Source organism: Paenibacillus typhae, assembly GCF_900099765.1.
Classification (GTDB): domain Bacteria; phylum Bacillota; class Bacilli; order Paenibacillales; family Paenibacillaceae; genus Paenibacillus_AQ; species Paenibacillus_AQ typhae.
On the sequence record NZ_FNDX01000004.1, the window covers coordinates 77427 to 95470 of the forward strand.

An 18044-nucleotide genomic window follows, 5' to 3' on the forward strand; every position below is an offset into this window, starting at 1 on the left:
TTATTATTATTTTGCCTGCAGAGGCTTCTTCCAGAGCCCGAGCGCCAGACCGGAGATTACAGCACCGATCAGCACGGCCAGCAGGAACAGCAGCGCGTTGCTGGAAAGTGCGGCGACGAAAACCCCGCCGTGCGGCGCAGGCACGTTAATGTGCCAGAGCTGTGTAAGCCCGCCGGCAACAGCGGAGCCGATGATACAGGTGGTCAGCACGCGCAGCGGATCGGCTGCGGCAAACGGAATTGCGCCTTCAGTAATAAAGGAAAGTCCCAGTACATAATTCGTAATCCCCGACTTGCGTTCGGTTTCTGTGAACTTGTTCTTGAACAATGTAGTTGCCAGTGCGATTGCCAGCGGCGGCACCATACCGCCCGCCATTACCGCAGCCATCATCAGACCGTTCGTGTTACCGCTGGAGGTGAATACGCCGATGGCAAAGGTGTAAGCTGCTTTGTTGAACGGGCCGCCCATATCAATGGCCATCATTCCCCCAAGGACAATACCAAGGATAACCATATTGCCGGTGCCCAGTCTGTTAAGGGCATCAATCATCGCTGTATTAATTGAGCTAAATACCGGATCAAACACATAGAACATCGCAGCTCCGGTAATCAGCAGGCCAAATACCGGGTAGAGCAGAATCGGCTTCAGTCCGTCTAGCGTGCGCGGCAGGCCGGCAAAGGCTTTGCGCAGGCCGATGATGACATAACCGGCCAGGAAACCGGCGGCCAGACCGCCGAGGAAGCCGGCGTTGGAATTCAGGGCCATGAGCCCGCCGACCATACCAGGCATGAGCGCCGGACGGTCGCCGATGCTCATCGCGATAAAACCGGCGAGGATCGGGATCAGGAAGTGGAAGGCACCGTCGCCGCCGCCGATCGTCTGCAGCAGCTTCACCAGCGGATTATCGACGCTGGCGACCTGCTCGATCAGGAAGGAAATGGCGAGCAGGATACCGCCGCCGACTACGAACGGAAGCATGTGCGAAATGCCGTTCATCAGATCTTTATAAATTTTGCTGCCGACACTGCCGGATTTGGCAGGAGCTTCTTCATTGCTGCTGCGTCCGCCGCTGCCCTGGTAGATCGGCGCATCGCCCCTGAGTGCTTTGCTGATCAGCTCCTCAGGCTTGCGGATTCCGTCGCTGACCGGTCTTTGCAGCACCGGCTTGCCGGCGAAGCGGGCCATCTCGACATTCTTGTCAGCGGCCACAATAACGCCGCTGGCCCGGCGGATCTCATCTTCGGTAAGCACATTCTGCGCACCTTCCGAGCCGTTGGTCTCAACGCGGATATTGACCCCCATCTCCAGCGCCTTCTTCTTCAGTGCATCTTCTGCCATGAAGGTATGGGCAATCCCTGTGGGGCAAGCAGTTACAGCTACAACAAAACCGGAGGAATCCGGATTTCCGACGATCATCTTCTCAGGTGCCGGCTTGGCTCCAGGAGCGGCCTTTTCTGCTTCTGCCTTGGCATCCTGCTCCGCCTGTTTGGCGTCGAATAATGCGGCTACCTCATCCGGAGTGGACGCCTTCATCAGCGCCTCGATGAATTCGCTTTCAATGAGCAGCCTGGACAACGCTGCAAGTGTCCGCATGTGCATATTGCCTGCGCCTTCGGGCGCAGCGATCATAAAGAACAGCTTGGCCGGCTCATCATCCAGCGATTCATACTCAACGCCTGCGCTGCTCTTGGCAAAAACCACTGTCGCCTGATTAACGGCAGAGGTTTTGGCATGAGGCATGGCAATGCCTCCGCCGATACCGGTGCTGGACTGGGCTTCACGCGCCAGAATCTTTTCCTTGAACAGCACCTTGTCGTTGATTCTTCCGCTGGCTGCCAGGCTGGCAATCAGCTCGTCGATCGCCGCCTCCTTGGTGGTTGCCTGCAGATTCATGATCATTGCTTCTTTAATCATCAAATCTGTAATTCTCATATTGATCAGCTCCCTATGTTCCTGTAAATGCCGTTGTTTAGCTTATTGCTTAAAGCTGTGTAATCTGAATCTGCGGGCGCAGCCGGCTGATAAATCCGCCGTCCGCCAGATCATCGGAGAATGCCGTTGCACTCCCTGAGGCTACGCCTGTGCGGAAGGCTTCCAGCACATCTCCTTCACAGGATAAGGTGCCTACAAAACCGGCAATCATCGAATCCCCTGCACCAACCGAATTTCTGACCTGACCTGCCGGCGCACTAGCAGCATACACACCCTGCTCTGTGATCAGCAGCGCACCTTCCCCGGCCATCGAGACCAGCACATGCTGCGCTCCGGCTTCCAGCAGCTTGCGGCCGTATATGATAATCTCTTCTCTTGTGCTGATGGTAACCCCGAACAGTTCGGCAAGCTCGTGGTGATTGGGCTTGACGAGCAGCGGACTGTGTTCAAGCGCCTGCTGCAGAGCCTGGCCGGTGGTATCAATCACGAACTGTGCACCCTGCTGCTTGCATACCGCGATCAGCCTGTTATAGAAGTCCCCGCCCAGGGATGGAGGAATGCTGCCGGACATAATAACGATATCTCCGGCCTGCAGATTACGCAGCTTGTTCATCAGCGCCTCAGCCTCAGCAGCAGTGATTTCCGGTCCGGTTCCATTAATTTCGGTTTCTTCTCCGGACTTTAGCTTAATATTAATCCGCGTGTCTCCGCTGACCGGAACGAAGTCACTTGAGGTTCCTTCCTCCCGCAGCCAGTCCTCGATGAACCGGCCGGTGAAACCGCCGAGAAAGCCGGTCGCCGTATTGTCTACCTTAAGCTGGTTCAGCACACGCGACACGTTGATGCCTTTACCGCCGGGCAGCTTCAGATCCCGGGACATCCGGTTCAGGCTGCCTAGCTTCATATCTTCCACTTCCACGATGTAATCAATGGAAGGATTGAGTGTAACGGTGTAAATCATGTTCATCCCTCATTATTGTGGTTTACTTGCCTTCACACGATAGTGAAGCCGACATCCATGGCTTCAAGGCCGCGGGTGAAGCTGCCTTGCACTGCCGAATCCAGGATGCAGTGGTCGATTTCGTTCAGATCAGCCACCTTGCAGAAGGAGACCTGGCCGATCTTGCTGTGGTCTGCCAGCAGAATAGACTGTTTGGCAACAGCGATCATTTTGCGCTTCGTCGCCGCCTCTAGCATATTCGGAGTGGTAATTCCCTCCTGGAGGTCAAGCCCGTTCGTTCCGAGAAAGGCTTTGTCCACCCGCACCATCTCCAGCGACCGCTCCGTCATCGGACCGACAAAGGCCATCGTATCCGGCCGCAGCATCCCGCCTGTAATCGACACTTCGATATTCCGGCAATCCTTCAGCTCGTTCAGGGCCATAATCGAATTGGTAATCACCTTCAGATTTGAAAAGCTCTTTAGCGCCCTGGCTATCTGCAGTGTTGTCGTTCCTCCGTCAAGCAGTATGGCGTCGCCCTCCTGGATCATCTGGACTGCCTTGGCGGCAATCCGCTGCTTCTCGTCCAGAAGTCGGTCTGCCTTGTCCGGGAAGGCAGCCTCAAAGTTAACGCTCTGCAGGGATACCGCTCCGCCATGCGTACGCTTCAGCAGCCTCGCTTCCTCCAGTTCTTTCAGATCCCGCCGGATGGTCGATTCAGAGACGCCGAGCTGGAGGCTGAGCTCCTGCACCGAGGCCCTTGTACGCTGCTCAACGAACTGTACAATACTCCGTTTTCTTTCCTCTTCAAACAGCACAGCAGTCAACTCCCTGTACGCATAGCGTAAGCATGTAGTCCGCCTGCTATGCAGTATCTGTATATTTGCTTACGCTTTTTGATCATTTAACTGATGATAAGTGCTCATTATTGATCGTTTGTGCTCATTTATGATATTAACAGCGTTTTCATAAGATGTAAAGTGATTTTTTATGCTCATTTATGAAAAAACAAGTCATGAGAAAAAACCACCCGATTGCCTATTTCCTACCGGGGGGCAGCGACATATTTATAATACATATGGCGAAAAAGCGGGTGAACAGGGATGGCCAATAACAGTAACGGTTATAGCAGCAGCGGCAGCAATAATAAGATCAGCAATGGTTCCGGCGGTCCGGGAAATCCTGTTGAGTCTGCGGAACTGAGCGCTGATGACTATGAGATTATCGCTGCCGGACTGTCTGTTCTTGGAGAATTCTTTGCTTTTTTGGCACTCGTCAAGGCTAAACAGGTTACGCAGGAAACCGGGGGGCAGGTAGATATAGAGCCCGCTCTGTTCATCCAGTCACGCAAAAAAGCGGCAAAACGGAAATCCCGTCTGCCGCGCCGGTAGCTGCAGGTTTATTCAGCGGAACCTAATGGAATAGCATGATGCCGCTCCATTATTTCACTTGCCTGCCTGCTCTGATTCTCTTCTATGTCCACAATAACGATGATACGCTCATTTTCGGCATGCTCTGCATATTTGAGGGCATCTGCCTCCGGTATTCCTAACCCGATCAGGCTGACGGCAAGGCCATCGTCCTCAAGGTCGGCTCCGGCCAGCTTACGTGCCGCCGGTCCGGCTGATACAGCGGTGTCGTTGATCATATCCAGGCCGACGCCCACCTCCCGGGCTGTCCCGAACAAGCCTGCATTGCCGGCTCCGCTCTCTGTTTTTCCGATTCCCGTGTCGTGGCTGATGCGTTCAAGCGTACTCTTTTGCTTCGTTAATGCTGATATATGCTTCGCTTTTATACCGTTATCCTTCAAATCCTCGATTGCCAGCACAGCATCGCTCGGATGCCCGAATATCCCAATAACCAGCGTAGTCATGTGCATCCCCTCCTGTTAATGCGTATTAACCTGCTCTTTTACCGCTTAAACCGGGCCAGGGCTAATTGCACTCTATCAGGCTGAATCAATCTCTTGCGTTTCGGTTATAAAGATAGAATCGGGAATAGCTGTACATATGGACGTGCGACACATTCAAGATTACGGGGGTGCTGCTATGCTGCAAAGCAAATATTTTCGGACAAGCCTGTCCATTATTGCTTTTCTGTTGATTCTTTATCTGGGCTCCAAGGTGATGTTCCTGTTTACGCCGCTGCTCTCCATTATCAATCTGCTGCTGGTGCCAATGATGCTCTCAGGATTCATGTATTATCTGCTTCGCCCGCTCGTCAGGTTTCTGGAAAAGCATAAGCTGAACCGTGCATTGTCCATCCTGCTGATTTATCTCGTCTTCGCCGGCCTGTTCGTCCTGTTCTGGATTCTGATCTGGCCGACACTGCGTGAGCAGTTCCAGAATTTCATTGATAACATGCCTTATCTTGTCGAGGGGATGCAGAATCAGTTCAACCAGCTGCGGAATGATCCTTCACTGTCACGGTTTTTCTCGGGCGATACTGACCTGTCCGATAAAATATCGGAATATGTAAGCAACACGATCACGTGGATGACCAATTCCATGTCAAATCTGATAGGTGTCATTTCAAGCATTGTAGTGGTTATAGCCACCCTGCCGATTATTCTTTATTACATGCTGAAAGACGGGCATAAGCTTGCACCTATCCTGCTGGGGCTGTTCCCGCGGAAATACCGCAAGGAAGGCCAGGATATGCTCGGCGATATTGACAGCGCGCTCAGCGGCTTCATTGTCACCAGGGTTATTTTAAATGTGGTGCTCGGAATTATGCTGTACATCGGCTTCCTGTTTATCGGGCTGCCTTATTCACTGCTGCTCGCTGTGATCTCCATTCCGCTTAACTTCATACCTTATGTCGGGTCACTGCTTGCTTCCGTACCGGTCCTTATCGTGGGATTTATCGAATCCCCTTCCATGGCGATCTGGTCGCTTGTTATTATTCTGGTCGCCCAGCAGATCCAGGATAATGTGCTATCTCCGATTATTTACGGCAAATCACTTGATGTACACCCGCTGACTACAGTTGTCATTGTGCTGGTAGGCGGAGATTTCTTCGGAATTATCGGTGTGCTGATTGCCCTGCCGGTCTATATGATTGCCAAAATCATTTTTATGCGCATTTACGAGATTATCGTGGCAGAGCGGGTCGAGGAGATCCAGCTGCCCAAAGACGAGCAGATGTAGCCGTAAAATAACACAAGAGCAGCGTACTCCCTCTGCAGGGAAACGCTGCTCTTTGTATTTGCTGCTGCTTGTGCAGTCTGGTACAGCTCACTAAAGGCTGTCAGACAGCTAGTTATCCCCGCAGGGACCGGACTACAAAAATATGTGTGCCCTTCATCAGATTCTGTCCGTCCTGCAGCGTAACCGCCCCCTTGGTGTGCGAGACGATGACTGTATTGAAGGCAACCAGCTGGTCGCCTTTCCAGACGGTAACCGCCGATTTAAAATACACAGCATTGTCAAACTGCTGGCGCTCTCTCATGACATAACCGACGGAGTGAAGAACCGGGGGCAATGCCCGCTCCTTGGGCGCGAGCGCCTTAATGTACACAATGTCACGAAAAGGCACAGCAATTTCCTGATGGCCGATGACGGCCAGCGAAGCCTGAGGGTCCCATTTGCGCAGCACGCCCTTCATGATCGTATAAGGCGCCTCGCCGCAATACATGATGACCGGTCTGCCTACCCAATGCTTCATTGCTCTCACCCCTTCACTATGCCCCTGCTACCTATAGATTCGGTATGGACCAGTCGATTCCTTTCAAACCGTGAGATTCCAGATACTGATTCGCCTGTGAAAAGGGCCTGCTGCCCAAAAATCCGCGGTGTGCCGAGAACGGGCTGGGATGCGGAGACTGGATAACCTTATGGCGGGTCCGGTCAATATAGGCTCCTTTTTGCTGGGCATGGCTGCCCCACAGGATAAACACCATCGGTTCTGTCCGTTCATTCAGCTTTCCCATAATCGCATCCGTAAATGTCTCCCAGCCCAAACCTTTATGTGAATTAGGCTGGCCTTCCCGCACAGTCAGCACGGCGTTAAGCATCAGCACCCCCTCCTCCGCCCAATGCAGCAGCGAGCCGTGATTTGGGACAGGCGTGCCGGTATCCTCATGCAGCTCCTGATAAATATTGCGCAGCGAAGGCGGGATGCGTACACCGGGCTTTACCGAAAAGCTCAGCCCGTGGGCCTGTCCCGCACCATGATAAGGGTCTTGTCCCAATATTACAACCCGTGTCTTACTGTATGGCGTCAGCTTGAGTGCCGAAAACAGCTGCTCCTTGGGCGGATAGACTGTATGCTGTTTATACTCTGCCGCTAATGCATAGCGCAGTTCCTGAAAATAAGGCTTCTGAATTTCCTCCTGCAGCACTTCATCCCAATCATTTCCGAACATTCCGGTTCCCCTTCCGATTCCTGCTGTGATTTAGACCGTACTCTGTATTACCCTATTTCCGGCCGTAATCCGCTTTGATCTCTCCCCATTCCTTTGTCTGCCACTTCAGTACTTTGTTATTATAGGTGTTCGTCCGCAGCCAGTGCTCAGCCCTGTCAATCAGCGTCCAGATCTCCTCTGTAGAAGCATCGCGCGCCAGGGTGGTCGCTACCTTCTTCTGCTTGACCCATTTCATCGCATTGACGGAGTCACTATAAACCGTCTTGCTGCTGCCCTCTTTCTTCAGTAGGGCCAGCGCATGCACAATGGCCAGAAATTCACCCAGGTTGTTCGTCCCTTTCCGGATCGGACCGCAGGAGAAGATAATATCCCCGGTCTGGGTATCCACACCCTTGTATTCCACCGGTCCCGGGTTGCCCCTTGTGCCGACATCTACAGAGATGCTGTCATAATCAATTTCCATGGATTCCGGCGTACTTGAAGCTGTGCTGCGGCTCCAAGAGCCTGACGATTTGCTTTTCGCCGTACCGGAACCCGAAGCTCCGCTTCCCCAATTGCCTTTCCAGCCTGCTTTGAAAGCCGCATCAGCAGCAGCCTTCGACTCATAGGACTTGTATTTGGCTCCGGTGTAATGATCGGTCTGGGCCTGACATTCTGCCCAGGTCGTGTAAACACCCGGCTGCTTACCCTCCCAGACCACATAAAATTTCTGTTTTGCCATGTTCGCTGCTCCTCCTGCAACCTAAAATTCATCAGAAGAATATTGTAATCCAAACGCTGCCCGGATAGAAGCCCGTACCGGGAACAGCTGCTACCTTCAGGAAATAGCGGTTAACCGGATAATCGGCACCCGGCACGCCCATACTATACCGGTGATGAATCCAGCGGTTTGAGGGTAAGGTCAATAATGGTCCGCACCCGGCCGGCCTGCGGGTCCGTCTTGACCAGCACCCGCAGGCCCACGAGTGCATTATGCAGATAGGCGGCCATGTCAGCAGGGTCAAAGCTGAGCGCAAGCTCACCGCTTTCCTGACCCTGGCGCAGCAGGCGCTCAAGCAGATGCTCGGTGTTACGAAAGGCTTCCGTTACCTTGGCTGCCGCCTCAGGGTCATGATTAGCAAGCTCCACCGCGGTATTCACAAGCAGGCATCCTTTTGGCTCGGGACCTTTCTTGAACGCAACAGCTTCGAATAGCAGCCGGATGGCTTCCTTGGCGGAAGGCAGCCCTTCTACTCTGCTCTCCATTTTACCGGAAACCGTATCCGTGTAGCGCTCCATTACTTTCATATATAAGGTATGCTTGTCTCCAAATGTATCGTACATGCTGCGCTTATGTATGCCCATGCCCGTTACAAGATCCTGCATAGAGGTCTTCTCATAGCCCTGCTGCCAAAAAATCGTCATCGCTTTGCCAAGAACGTTGTCCACGTCAAATTCTTTACTTCTGGCCATGTATCATGCTCCTTTCTAGACTTATCTTATCATTTATAGAACGATCGGTAAATATTGTGGAGTAGAGTGAGTTTAATCACTTTAATTCCGCACCAACCGTTCTATATTAATTTTAAAGCTATCCGCCGCCAACTTACTCTTCATTACACAATCAGGAGGCTTAGTCAGATGAACAAGATTACTTTTGTAACAGCTGTACTCGCTTTAACCCTGCTAATGGGGTGTTCGGATTCAGGCAGCAGCAATGCGGTGGACAACACGGCTGGCAGTACAAACGGAACCGGGACTGCAGATGCTGTCACAACGGCTTCCATTGTTGATAACGAGGCGGCCTTCAGACATACACTCAGCAAGGACGGTACCTGGATAGCGGCGGCGCTGCGTGATCTTACCTTTACCGATGAGCTTGTTGTTGACGGACAATTCGTCCATAACGGCGGGCCTGCCCGCAAAATCGCCCTCTACACTCAGGACGAGGACCAGAGCATCACCAATTCCTTCACCTTGACTGCTCCCAGGCTAACGGTCAGAAGTGAGAATACCCGGCTCGAAGGCGGTATTTATATTGGAGATGTCTATGTCGAGGCTGACGGGTTCACTATAATCAGCGCTACTGTCAGAGGGAATATCTATTTTGCGAACAAGCAGTACCTGTCTACGTTCAAACTGGGTGACCAGGGGATGGTGAGCGGATCAACCAAAATAAAATAAGAAGCGCGGCCTACATTCCGGTTAACCGTTCTATATGAAATGAGGTGCATCAAATGTCTGTCAGGCAGTTTAACATAATCCTTCTATTCTCCCTGCTTCTTCTACTATCCTCATGCAGCGGGCAGAAGACTGAGCAGCAGGTGCTCCGGATTCAGTCCGGCCAGAACCTCAGACTCCTTACTACTACAGATATTCATTATCTTTCCCCCAGGCTGACCGATAACGGGCCTGCTTTCCGCCGCTTTCTGGCTGCCGGAGACGGCAAGCAGCTGAACTACAGTGATGAAATGCTGGATGCCCTTGACTTAGATATAGGAATCCGGCGCCCGGCGGCAGTCATAATTAGCGGAGACCTGACCAATAACGGGGAAAAAGCCAGCCATCAGGATCTTGCCGGGCATTTGCGGGACATCGAACAGCGAACCGGAACGCGGATTTATGTCATTCCGGGCAATCATGATGTGATGAATCCTTGGGCAAGACGTTTTGAGGGGGAAAGGCAGATCCCGGCGGATTCCGTCACTCCAAAAAATTTCCGCAGCATTTACAGCGAATTCGGCTATGGGGAAGCTCTGCTGAGGGACAATGACTCTCTCAGCTACCTCGCAGCCCCTTCAGAGGATCTCTGGCTTCTGATGCTGGATACCAGCCAATACAGCAGAAATAAAAAGCTGGGGCATCCGCAGCTTGACGGCCAGCTTACCGACTCTACTCTGCGCTGGATCGACCGCTGCAGTGAACTGGCTGCCGGTAAAGGCGCGCAGATTGTGGCTGTTATGCACCACAGCCTGCTTGATCACAGTGATTCCCTCCGGGAGGGCTTCACGCTTAACAACAACAAGCAGGCTGCCGCTGCCCTGCTCCGCAGCGGGATTACAACGGTCTTCAGCGGACATATTCATTTCCAGGATATCCGTAAAAGTGAAGCCGGCATCTATGACGTTGCCAATAGCGCCTTGTCCGTCTACCCGCACCAGTACGGGATTCTGGATTATTCATCTGCAGCACGAACGATTAACTACAATACCGCGAAGCTAAACGTAGAGCTCTGGGCCAAATCGGCAGGCAGCACGGACCCTAACCTGCTGAACTTCAATGCCTACAGCGAAGAGGCATTCCGGAAGCTGTCAGCGGACAGAAGCTATGCCAGGCTGATTAGTGACAGCAGCTATGACGGTTATACGCAGGAACAGCTGGAGAGTATGGCAGACGTTGCTGGGCGGCTGAATGAAATCTATTTTGCAGGAACGGCTGCCAAGGATATTGCTGCTGTTACTTCGTCGGAAGGTTTCCGGCTGTGGCGGGCGGCACCGAACAGCGGCCTTAAGAGCTACGTGCTTCGCATGTCGGAGCTGGAGCGGAAGGATAATAACCATTTTGTTACAAAGTTTCCTCAGTGGTAACGTTTGAATCAGACGGATTGCGTTTAATGTAGGGCGAGCACTCTAATCCTGCATAACCCAAGGAGGACAACAATCCATGTTCAAACGTATGGATGAAATCATGATTGAGATTCCCGATGTCGAGAAACCCGACCCGAATGCGGCTGCTGCCGTACAAGAGCTGTTAGGCGGCAAGTTCGGGGAGATGTCCACGCTCAACAACTATCTCTACCAGTCTTTTAACTTCCGTTCCAAGGACAAGCTGAAGCCGTTCTATGACCTGGTGATGAGTATCACCGCTGAAGAGCTTGGGCATGTGGAGCTGGTCTCCCATGCCGTCAATAAATGTCTCAGAGGCTCAACCGAATATAAAAAACCGGACTCAAGCCCCCTTGAATCCGTAAAGGATGCCCGATTGTCCTACCCTTTCCTGGCCGGAGCCCAAGGCGCCATGCCGTTCGACTCGATGGGCAATCCATGGACCGGGGCCAATGTATTCAACAGCGGCAATCTGGTGGAGGATCTGCTGCATAACTTCTTCCTTGAATGCGGGGCCAGAACGCATAAGATGAAGGTCTATGAAATGACCGATCATCCGGCTGCCCGCGCAGTTGTAGGCTTCCTGCTTGTACGCGGCGGCGTCCATGTCGTGGCTTATGCAAAGGCGCTGGAGATTGCCACAGGCGTAAACGTGACCAAGCTGGTACCGGTACCGTCTCTAAGCAATAAACTGTTCACTGAAGCCAAAAAATATGAGGAAAAAGGCGTGCACACCAAGCTGTACACCTGGAGTGACAAGGACTTCAGCTCGATCGGTCAGATCTGGAAGGGGACTCACCCAGAAGACGGTCTTCCGCTTGAGGTGATTGAGGGAGCTCCTGAGGGCGTTCCTATTCCTGAATCGCCTGAGCTCAAGGAAGAATTCGCGCCGGGCATCTCGGCAGAGGAATTCAAAGAGATTGCCAAACGGCTCAAAATGGCCGGCAATATCACGGACTAGCTTTTAAAAACCGGCAGGCTTGTGCTTGATATAAATGATTAATGAACAGTAATAGGGCGCCTGCCTGAGCAGGTCGCCCTATTTGGTCGTGTTTGCCATTTTCATCCGGTTTAATCGTAGCCGCCGACGGCTTCCGGAAGCTCCAGGTAAGCCGGCCTGCTTTTGACCAGCTCAAAAATATAGCTCCGCAGCTCCTTCATCAGCTTCGCATCTGCAGTTATTTCGCAGTTTTCTTCATCCCAATAAAACGACCGCTCTTCCCCGTCCAGCCTGATCTGCCAGTGTTCCTCATCAAAAGGGGTCTGCACGCAATTCCTCGTATCAGGCTCCAGATTCAGCTCCCTGTAAATGTTGATTGTACGTAAACGGGCATAAATATCCGCCAGCTCACTGTCTGTCAAAACCAGCTCTGCCTGCGCCGTTCCCTTAACCACCAGATCCTTGGTCACCGTACCGTTAAAGGTGTTAATCTCATTTTTACCCGTAATCCCGAAGCGTACGGAGAATGCAAAATCCGGCGGCATAGTTACCGGCATCTGTCCGGTAACGGGTGTATGGGGTGCAATGGATGAGTCTGGTGCGTCTGATCCGGTGGTTGCATTTGGCAAGTTGGATGAGCCGGGTGCGGCGGAGACGTTACTTATAACGTTTGCTGCCGCTTGTCCCGCACTTGGACTATTATTTTCTGCGCAGCCTGTCAGGAACAGAAGTAGCAGCAAGAAAGTGACTGGTAGCAGCAGGCGCATGATTTCCCCTCCTTCTGTAACGAGTTACCAGTTATCACCTTTATTTGCCCGCAGCTTCAAGAATAAGCTCCGTGGAGGCAACCTCCCTGCCGTTCACCAGCAGCACAATCCGGTGCCCGCCCGGATAGTGGCGGCGGGTGGTCAGGTCTGCCCAGCGGTGGGTCCGGACGGATGACAGCCTTGCTCCTCCCGGGACCGTTTTGTCCGAGAGCAGGAACAGCTTGCGGGAGGTTTTGCCGCCGGCCTTCACAAAATCAATCCCGTATTCCACCCGGATCCGCACCGGTTCTCCCTCCCGCACTCTTAATTCATAACTCAGTACACAGTTCTCGCCGATCCGCAGAACGGCCGGATCGACGGACAAGGCGGCGGCTGCCACTAGCGGCGTATGATCTTCTTCCTCTGCATAGCCAAAGATCGCCATAATATCCGGGTTTGCTTTGCGGATCAGCGAGCGGCAGCCATGCCGCACGATCCAGTCGGTGCGGGTGCTTGAGCCCATCCAGCGGCGGGCAATCCCAATCACGACATCGGGATGATCCTTGGCGATATCATTCAGATTGTTAGCCACACTCTTGCGCACGTACAGCGACGGATCATCCTTCAGTTGCTCCAGCACCGGCAGCACGGGGGAAGGATCGCGTTTGAACACCGGCAGCGCCTGCCCCCACGGCAGACGCGGACGGCAGCCTTCGCTGGCAAGCCGGCGCACATGCTCGTTGCCGTGCCGCGACCAGATGAGCATCTGCTCCATCATCCGCTGCGGGTCGCGCAGCAGAAAAGGCCTGACGGCGAACTCGGCGCTCGACCCCTGTGTAAACCGTTCCAGCGCAGCCACCGACAGCGCCCAATGCTCCTCAGCCTGCCCGTATACCTCAACGAAATCGGGGAAGATCAGGTATGGAAAGCCAACACATTCATGGTCTACCGCGTAGAGGACCGCCAAAGCTTGTTCATAGCTTTCAGGCAAAAAAGCCCCCAGTGTCTCCGTAATCCGCCGCATCCGCGCTTTCAGCTCCAGCTCCTCCCACGGCTCCCTCATCGCCTCAGCCACAAAGCCTTCTATATCAAATGCGTCATAAGCTCCATGCAGTATCCTGCCGAAGCTCCGCAGAAATCCTTCATTGTACATTGCCTTTAACGGCTCCGCCATGTCTTGTACCCTCCAATAGTTGTTGAAATCCTAGTTATGATAGCATAGCATGGCATACTGGACAGCTTGGTGTCAGGTTTGATTTGTAGAAGCTTATACAATGCCTAACCGGTTAGATCAAAAAAATGCTGCAGGATACTTCAATTCCCCCTGAAGCTGCTCAAGCGCTCCTTCCCTCAGCTCGCAAATCTGAAATACCTCCGCAGGCACAGGGAACTGCAGCAGCTCCAGCCCGTGCACACCAGCAGGCACAAAACCGAATCGTGGATAGTACGACGGATATCCAATCAGCAAAACAGCGCCAAATCCCATTGTTGCCGCTCGTCTTTTCCCCTCCTCAATCAGCAGCCCACCGATTCCCTGCTTCTGATAATCCGGATGCACCGCAATAGGAGCCAGCACAATCACCGGATGCTCATGCTTTTCTCCCAGCACCTTGGCTCCGCTCAGCAGAATATGTCCGACCACCTTGCCTTTTTCTTCAGCTACAATAGACAGCTCCGGGATGAACTCTACTGAAGCCCTGATCCGTTCCACCAGCTTCGCCTCATCCTCACGGTTTCCGAACGCCAGCTCATTCAGCCGGAACACCTGCCCGTAATCCTCAGCCTTCTCAGTTCTAATCAGCATTTATATTCCTCCTTATTAAGCCCTTCTTTCATCTCATCTAGGCTTCTTCGCCCGGACGTTCTGATCCAGCCAGCACACCGGCATCACTGGACAGGGTCCACGTGCTTCAATCGGGCTTCCCTGAATCCGTTCTCCCGCCCCTCGGGAGTAATGCTGTAACTAAACTGCAGCACACCGGCATGGGCAAAATAAATATACTCCACCCCCGGCTCATCCCTAAACTCAACCTCTACCAAAAAAGGCGGCGCCTTGATGCTCCAGATCCCTTTTACCGAGGCGATTTCCTGCTTAGTGTAGCCCTTTGTTTCCTTTAAATAGGCGGAGACCCGCTTGGCGTAGAGAATTTTATTAACCTGCACATACACCACCGGAGTCAGAAGCAGCAGCACAATCAGAACACGCAATACATAAACAACTCTTCGCCTCACCGGACTCAGCCCCAAACGCCTCCTTCTGCTAATGACCTGTTTTCATCAGTTTTGCAAATTAAACCTGTTTTCAAAACGCGTTTGCTGTCGTAAAATAGTTGAAAAGCTTTAGGAACAAAAAGGATACGGAGGGCCGGGACGATGCCAAAGCCGCTTGTCAAAAACATTGATTTTTTTGTTGCCGCCATGTCACAGACCTTTGTGTCCGCACTGCAGCTTGACCCTGACGGGATGTATTCCCAGGTCGGCTACGGCATCATTGAAAAATTCTCCGAGGATTATGTGCGGGTCAAACGCTTTGACGGCACAGTGTCGCATTATGACCGGGGAATAACCAAATTTCAGCATAACCGGGCATAGGACATCAGATACACTATTTCTCTCCCCGGGCTGAATCCCCTTCTTTTTCCACAGGCAGATATAATTCTGGCGCTGATGGATCAGATGAAGAATATCCAATCCTCCAATCGGCAAAAAAAAAGCGGACGCACGCTAAGCATGCATCCGCTTTTTTGGGTTGTTTGTGCACAGCACCCCGCCCTTCGGACATTGGGCTGTCGAAGAAAGCATGGTGCACTGATCAGCCGTTATTTATTGCTCCCTGCCGTATCCCAAATTCGCTGAAATTCCTCCAGCAGCCTCTCCCGCCCGATCTGTTCCCCGATATAAGCCTGCATCTGCACGCTCATCTGCGAGGTAGTCGCCTCATATCCGGGATAACGCTGCCACAGCCAGGGAAGCGTCCTCCCGGCGTCCATATAAGCGATGATATCCTCCGCAAGCGGCCCTAATCTGCCATCCGCAGCCGGAATGCTCTTAAGTGCAGGAATCAGCCTGGCCTCGTCCACGATAAATGTCCGGCCGGCGTCCGAGCTCGCCAGCCAGCGCAAGAACGCCTTGGCCTCCTCCTTCATTCGCGAATTCTTAAGCACAACCCAGTAATTCGCGACGCCGATCTGGAGATTGTCCATCTCCTCCGCATTATCGTTCACCGGCATCGGCAGGAAGCCGATGTCCAAATCCGGAGCAAGCTTGTCCAGCTGCAGCTGCGTCCAGCTTCCCTGCTGCATCATCGCCGCCTGCCCATCCGCAAAGTGCGCTATCTGGGTATAATAGTCCGTCTGCAGCGGCGTCTCCTGGCCATACTCCAGGGTAAGGTCGATCAGATCGAGCCAGGCCTCAAACGCAGTGTTGCCGGTGAACTTGGCGCTGCCGCTGCTGAACCGTTCAATGTAATCCGCCGGAGCGGGCTGCAGGGCAAAAGCGGTGTTCAGCAAATGATTCCCAAGCACCCACCACTCCGCGTAGCCGTTCTCGAACGGCCGGATACCGGCCGCCTCCAGCCGCTGAGCCGCAGCCCGCAGTCCGCTCAGCGTCACCGGCTTGGATTCGATCCCCGCCTTGCGGAACAGCTCCTTGTTGTAAATAAAACCCCAGCCTTCCATGGCCAAGGGCATCCCGTAGACCCGTCCGTCCTTCGTAATGGCGGGTTTGGCCAGCTCCTGCATATCGTCCGCCCACGGCTCGCCGGTCAGATCCTCCAGATACTCCTGCCACAGGTCCAGGTCGGTATAGCCGGCTACGAAGAACAGATCGGGCTTGTCCCCGGAATTAAACCTCGTCTTCAGCTCCGCGCTGTAATCGCAGCCCCCGCCGCAGGTATCAAGCTCGATCCGCACGCCCGTCTCCTCCTGATACCGCCGCGTGAGCGCGCTCAGCTGCTCCGCCATTTCGACTTTGAAATTAAAAATCTTGAGAGTCCGCGCGGAATCGCCGGTTACGGTTCTCCCCGTTTCGTACTCTTCCACAACTCCGTTCTTCCCGCCGCACGCTGCAGCGGCCGCTCCAATGAGTAGGAGCGCTATAATGGTCAGTATGAACCGCTTGGGCATCATCGCATCGCTATCCCTTCGTCAGCAAGATGGCATTATGTATGTCCAGTATAAACGCCATCCCCTCCGGGTAGAAACGAGGAATAAATTTCCATCCACAAACAGGGCTGCCTGCATGGGCAGCGTTCATCCGCAGGGCAGACAACAAAAAAAGGGGGCAGCGACGCTCATGTCTCCCTGGACATAAGCCGGCACGTTGCCCCGCCGGCATAAGCATGCCGACTCCCCTTTATCTCGGCCAGCGCTCTTCCTTCTGCGCCAACGGCCCGTACGGCTGATGCGGCTCCGTCTGATACCAGTACGCGACCGAGGCCACATCGTCCTGACGTTCGAACAAGCCTTTTTTATAGACTCCGATCTGCTGAATGGTCACTTTAAGGTCCTCATGAAACCGGATCGGGTCCAGAATATGCCACCGGTAGAACCCGCGCATTGGCGGGGCGTCGTCGTTATGGTACAGGTTGTGGACGTCCTCGTCATGGCTGGAGTAATACGGATACCCCATGTAAGTCGTGCAGTAGGTGTTCTCTACCGTCTTTCCGTCCCTTTGCGTCGCAAAGCTCCAGGCGCCCCCGAAATAATCCTCCGTCCCCGTACCGCAGATCGTCGGATATTCGTCGTCCCCGTCGATGTACATCTTGATCTCGCCCTCTCCCCACCAGTACCGTTCCAGCGTGGTCAGCGCCATATAGGTTCCTACATACTGTCCGCGGCCCTTCACGTTGTCCAGAATGACGTAATCCTCCGCCTTGTCCGTGATCCGCTGCCGTTTCCACCGGGCGTGGAAATAGGCTGTCTGTTCAGGCAGCTCATCGTGCAGGCAGTAATCGATCTGATAAAATAGTGCCGGAATCGCCGCTTCATGCTGATTCTCGATTTCGATTCTCGCTTTGCGCCGGAACGGCATCGGGAAGTAGCAGTTAAAGCCGCGTGTCGGATTCACGACGATCGCCTGGGAATTGACGGTGCAGCCTCTCCCGAAGCCGTTGCAGAAGAAATCCCCGAGCGGGCTTTCGACGGAAGGCTCGGTCTCCTCATCCCAGTACATGCGCAGTACAAGGTCCCTTAATACAAAAGTGCCCGCTTCGGTTTGGTCGGTGACGGTGATCCAGATATGCTCGATGATCCCTGGACCGTCGATATCGGCCAGCACGGCGGTTGCGCCCGGCGCCACGTCCCGGATACAGGGCGAGCCTTTGCGGGACGGTCCAAGGTGGCTGGCCGCCATGCCGCCTTTGCCTTTTTCCCCTTTCGGGTTCTCTGCGTTAACGGCCCGGCTCCGGCCGGATTTGATGAGGGGAAGTGCAGACAGCCCTCCCAAAAACGGATGTTCAACCATGATAGATATGCTCCTCTCATAATCAGCTTTTTTCAACAATACCCTGTCTCGGATCACCATCCGCAATTGCTTA

Annotated in this window: 20 protein-coding genes; 6 read left to right on the forward strand and 14 right to left on the reverse strand. The window is 53.5% G+C overall.

Annotated features, from left to right (window positions below):
* Window positions 1–6 precede the first annotated feature (6 nt).
* The 3 genes from BLR64_RS05050 to BLR64_RS05060 are packed head-to-tail and all read right to left on the reverse strand — an operon-like array spanning window position 7 to window position 3690.
* Entirely contained in the window at window positions 7–1932 is a 1926-nt protein-coding gene (locus BLR64_RS05050) for a PTS fructose transporter subunit IIABC (protein ID WP_090712810.1), read from the reverse strand.
* A gap of 49 nt (window positions 1933–1981) precedes the next feature.
* Window positions 1982–2893 carry a 1-phosphofructokinase gene (pfkB, locus tag BLR64_RS05055; RefSeq protein ID WP_090712812.1) on the reverse strand — a complete coding sequence of 304 codons (912 nt, stop codon included), beginning with the start codon at window positions 2891–2893 and terminating at the stop codon, window positions 1982–1984.
* A gap of 32 nt (window positions 2894–2925) precedes the next feature.
* Window positions 2926–3690 (reverse strand): DeoR/GlpR family DNA-binding transcription regulator, encoded by a 765-nt coding sequence (locus BLR64_RS05060; protein ID WP_244157618.1) that lies wholly within the window; start codon window positions 3688–3690, stop codon window positions 2926–2928.
* Between the two features lie 285 nt (window positions 3691–3975).
* Between BLR64_RS05060 and BLR64_RS05065 the strand changes: the two genes are divergently transcribed.
* Window positions 3976–4263, forward strand: a complete 288-nt coding sequence (locus BLR64_RS05065) for a hypothetical protein (RefSeq protein ID WP_090712814.1) — start codon at window positions 3976–3978, stop codon at window positions 4261–4263.
* 8 nt (window positions 4264–4271) lie between these two features.
* Here the strand turns inward: BLR64_RS05065 and BLR64_RS05070 are convergent, their stop codons facing one another.
* On the reverse strand, window positions 4272–4745 hold the full coding sequence (locus tag BLR64_RS05070; RefSeq protein WP_167360601.1) for a general stress protein: 474 nt from the start codon (window positions 4743–4745) through the stop codon (window positions 4272–4274).
* Window positions 4746–4920: 175 nt separating this feature from the next.
* Here BLR64_RS05070 and BLR64_RS05075 point away from each other — a divergent pair, with 175 nt between their 5' ends.
* A complete protein-coding gene (locus BLR64_RS05075) occupies window positions 4921–6021 on the forward strand; it encodes an AI-2E family transporter (protein ID WP_090712818.1) in 1101 nt (366 codons plus the stop codon).
* 112 nt (window positions 6022–6133) lie between these two features.
* Here the strand turns inward: BLR64_RS05075 and BLR64_RS05080 are convergent, their stop codons facing one another.
* The 4 genes from BLR64_RS05080 to BLR64_RS05095 form a co-directional block, all read right to left on the reverse strand.
* Complete coding sequence (locus BLR64_RS05080; protein WP_068728531.1) at window positions 6134–6538, reverse strand: hypothetical protein; 405 nt, start codon at window positions 6536–6538, stop codon at window positions 6134–6136.
* Between the two features lie 31 nt (window positions 6539–6569).
* Window positions 6570–7238, reverse strand: coding sequence for a uracil-DNA glycosylase (ung, locus tag BLR64_RS05085; RefSeq protein ID WP_090712820.1), 669 nt, complete (start codon window positions 7236–7238; stop codon window positions 6570–6572).
* 52 nt (window positions 7239–7290) lie between these two features.
* The gene (gene rnhA / locus BLR64_RS05090; RefSeq protein WP_090712822.1) at window positions 7291–7959 is read right to left on the reverse strand and encodes a ribonuclease H; all 669 of its coding nucleotides are present in this window, start codon (window positions 7957–7959) and stop codon (window positions 7291–7293) included.
* A gap of 143 nt (window positions 7960–8102) precedes the next feature.
* Window positions 8103–8690 (reverse strand): TetR/AcrR family transcriptional regulator, encoded by a 588-nt coding sequence (locus tag BLR64_RS05095; RefSeq protein WP_090712824.1) that lies wholly within the window; start codon window positions 8688–8690, stop codon window positions 8103–8105.
* Window positions 8691–8858: 168 nt separating this feature from the next.
* Here BLR64_RS05095 and BLR64_RS05100 point away from each other — a divergent pair, with 168 nt between their 5' ends.
* The 3 genes from BLR64_RS05100 to BLR64_RS05110 all read left to right on the forward strand — a co-directional run bounded on the left by BLR64_RS05100 (window position 8859) and on the right by BLR64_RS05110 (window position 11783).
* Window positions 8859–9401: a hypothetical protein gene (locus tag BLR64_RS05100; RefSeq protein ID WP_090712826.1), complete on the forward strand. Its 543-nt coding sequence runs from the start codon at window positions 8859–8861 to the stop codon at window positions 9399–9401.
* A 53-nt stretch (window positions 9402–9454) separates the two neighbouring features.
* Window positions 9455–10804, forward strand: coding sequence for a metallophosphoesterase (locus tag BLR64_RS05105; protein WP_090712828.1), 1350 nt, complete (start codon window positions 9455–9457; stop codon window positions 10802–10804).
* 76 nt (window positions 10805–10880) lie between these two features.
* Window positions 10881–11783 (forward strand): manganese catalase family protein, encoded by a 903-nt coding sequence (locus BLR64_RS05110; protein WP_090712830.1) that lies wholly within the window; start codon window positions 10881–10883, stop codon window positions 11781–11783.
* A 110-nt stretch (window positions 11784–11893) separates the two neighbouring features.
* Here the strand turns inward: BLR64_RS05110 and BLR64_RS05115 are convergent, their stop codons facing one another.
* The 4 genes from BLR64_RS05115 to BLR64_RS05130 all read right to left on the reverse strand — a co-directional run bounded on the left by BLR64_RS05115 (window position 11894) and on the right by BLR64_RS05130 (window position 14740).
* The gene (locus tag BLR64_RS05115; protein ID WP_090712832.1) at window positions 11894–12529 is read right to left on the reverse strand and encodes a hypothetical protein; all 636 of its coding nucleotides are present in this window, start codon (window positions 12527–12529) and stop codon (window positions 11894–11896) included.
* 40 nt (window positions 12530–12569) lie between these two features.
* Complete coding sequence (locus tag BLR64_RS05120; RefSeq protein ID WP_090712834.1) at window positions 12570–13682, reverse strand: DNA alkylation repair protein; 1113 nt, start codon at window positions 13680–13682, stop codon at window positions 12570–12572.
* A 117-nt stretch (window positions 13683–13799) separates the two neighbouring features.
* Entirely contained in the window at window positions 13800–14312 is a 513-nt protein-coding gene (locus BLR64_RS05125) for a GNAT family N-acetyltransferase (protein ID WP_090712836.1), read from the reverse strand.
* Between the two features lie 83 nt (window positions 14313–14395).
* Complete coding sequence (locus BLR64_RS05130; protein WP_244157619.1) at window positions 14396–14740, reverse strand: DUF3139 domain-containing protein; 345 nt, start codon at window positions 14738–14740, stop codon at window positions 14396–14398.
* Between the two features lie 141 nt (window positions 14741–14881).
* On the opposite strand from BLR64_RS05130, the gene BLR64_RS05135 reads away from it, so the two are divergent.
* Complete coding sequence (locus BLR64_RS05135; RefSeq protein WP_090712840.1) at window positions 14882–15100, forward strand: hypothetical protein; 219 nt, start codon at window positions 14882–14884, stop codon at window positions 15098–15100.
* 227 nt (window positions 15101–15327) lie between these two features.
* On the opposite strand, the gene BLR64_RS05140 is transcribed toward BLR64_RS05135, so the two are convergent.
* The gene (locus tag BLR64_RS05140; protein ID WP_244157620.1) at window positions 15328–16635 is read right to left on the reverse strand and encodes an ABC transporter substrate-binding protein; all 1308 of its coding nucleotides are present in this window, start codon (window positions 16633–16635) and stop codon (window positions 15328–15330) included.
* Between the two features lie 226 nt (window positions 16636–16861).
* Window positions 16862–17971, reverse strand: a complete 1110-nt coding sequence (locus tag BLR64_RS05145) for a glycoside hydrolase family 172 protein (RefSeq protein WP_090712842.1) — start codon at window positions 17969–17971, stop codon at window positions 16862–16864.
* Between the last annotated feature and the right edge of the window lie 73 nt (window positions 17972–18044).

Coding starts and splice junctions, on each gene's coding strand:
- BLR64_RS05065 (WP_090712814.1), top strand. CDS start 3,976: ATGGCCAATAACAGTAACGGTTATAGCAGCAGCGGCAGCAATAATAAG.
- BLR64_RS05105 (WP_090712828.1), top strand. CDS start 9,455: ATGTCTGTCAGGCAGTTTAACATAATCCTTCTATTCTCCCTGCTTCTT.
- BLR64_RS05140 (WP_244157620.1), bottom strand. CDS start 16,635: ATGATGCCCAAGCGGTTCATACTGACCATTATAGCGCTCCTACTCATT.
- rnhA (WP_090712822.1), bottom strand. CDS start 7,959: ATGGCAAAACAGAAATTTTATGTGGTCTGGGAGGGTAAGCAGCCGGGT.
- BLR64_RS05125 (WP_090712836.1), bottom strand. CDS start 14,312: ATGCTGATTAGAACTGAGAAGGCTGAGGATTACGGGCAGGTGTTCCGG.
- BLR64_RS05120 (WP_090712834.1), bottom strand. CDS start 13,682: ATGGCGGAGCCGTTAAAGGCAATGTACAATGAAGGATTTCTGCGGAGC.
- BLR64_RS05080 (WP_068728531.1), bottom strand. CDS start 6,538: ATGAAGCATTGGGTAGGCAGACCGGTCATCATGTATTGCGGCGAGGCG.
- pfkB (WP_090712812.1), bottom strand. CDS start 2,893: ATGATTTACACCGTTACACTCAATCCTTCCATTGATTACATCGTGGAA.
- BLR64_RS05070 (WP_167360601.1), bottom strand. CDS start 4,745: ATGACTACGCTGGTTATTGGGATATTCGGGCATCCGAGCGATGCTGTG.
- BLR64_RS05115 (WP_090712832.1), bottom strand. CDS start 12,529: ATGCGCCTGCTGCTACCAGTCACTTTCTTGCTGCTACTTCTGTTCCTG.
- BLR64_RS05135 (WP_090712840.1), top strand. CDS start 14,882: ATGCCAAAGCCGCTTGTCAAAAACATTGATTTTTTTGTTGCCGCCATG.
- BLR64_RS05145 (WP_090712842.1), bottom strand. CDS start 17,971: ATGGTTGAACATCCGTTTTTGGGAGGGCTGTCTGCACTTCCCCTCATC.
- BLR64_RS05095 (WP_090712824.1), bottom strand. CDS start 8,690: ATGGCCAGAAGTAAAGAATTTGACGTGGACAACGTTCTTGGCAAAGCG.
- ung (WP_090712820.1), bottom strand. CDS start 7,238: ATGTTCGGAAATGATTGGGATGAAGTGCTGCAGGAGGAAATTCAGAAG.
- BLR64_RS05075 (WP_090712818.1), top strand. CDS start 4,921: ATGCTGCAAAGCAAATATTTTCGGACAAGCCTGTCCATTATTGCTTTT.
- BLR64_RS05050 (WP_090712810.1), bottom strand. CDS start 1,932: ATGAGAATTACAGATTTGATGATTAAAGAAGCAATGATCATGAATCTG.
- BLR64_RS05110 (WP_090712830.1), top strand. CDS start 10,881: ATGTTCAAACGTATGGATGAAATCATGATTGAGATTCCCGATGTCGAG.
- BLR64_RS05100 (WP_090712826.1), top strand. CDS start 8,859: ATGAACAAGATTACTTTTGTAACAGCTGTACTCGCTTTAACCCTGCTA.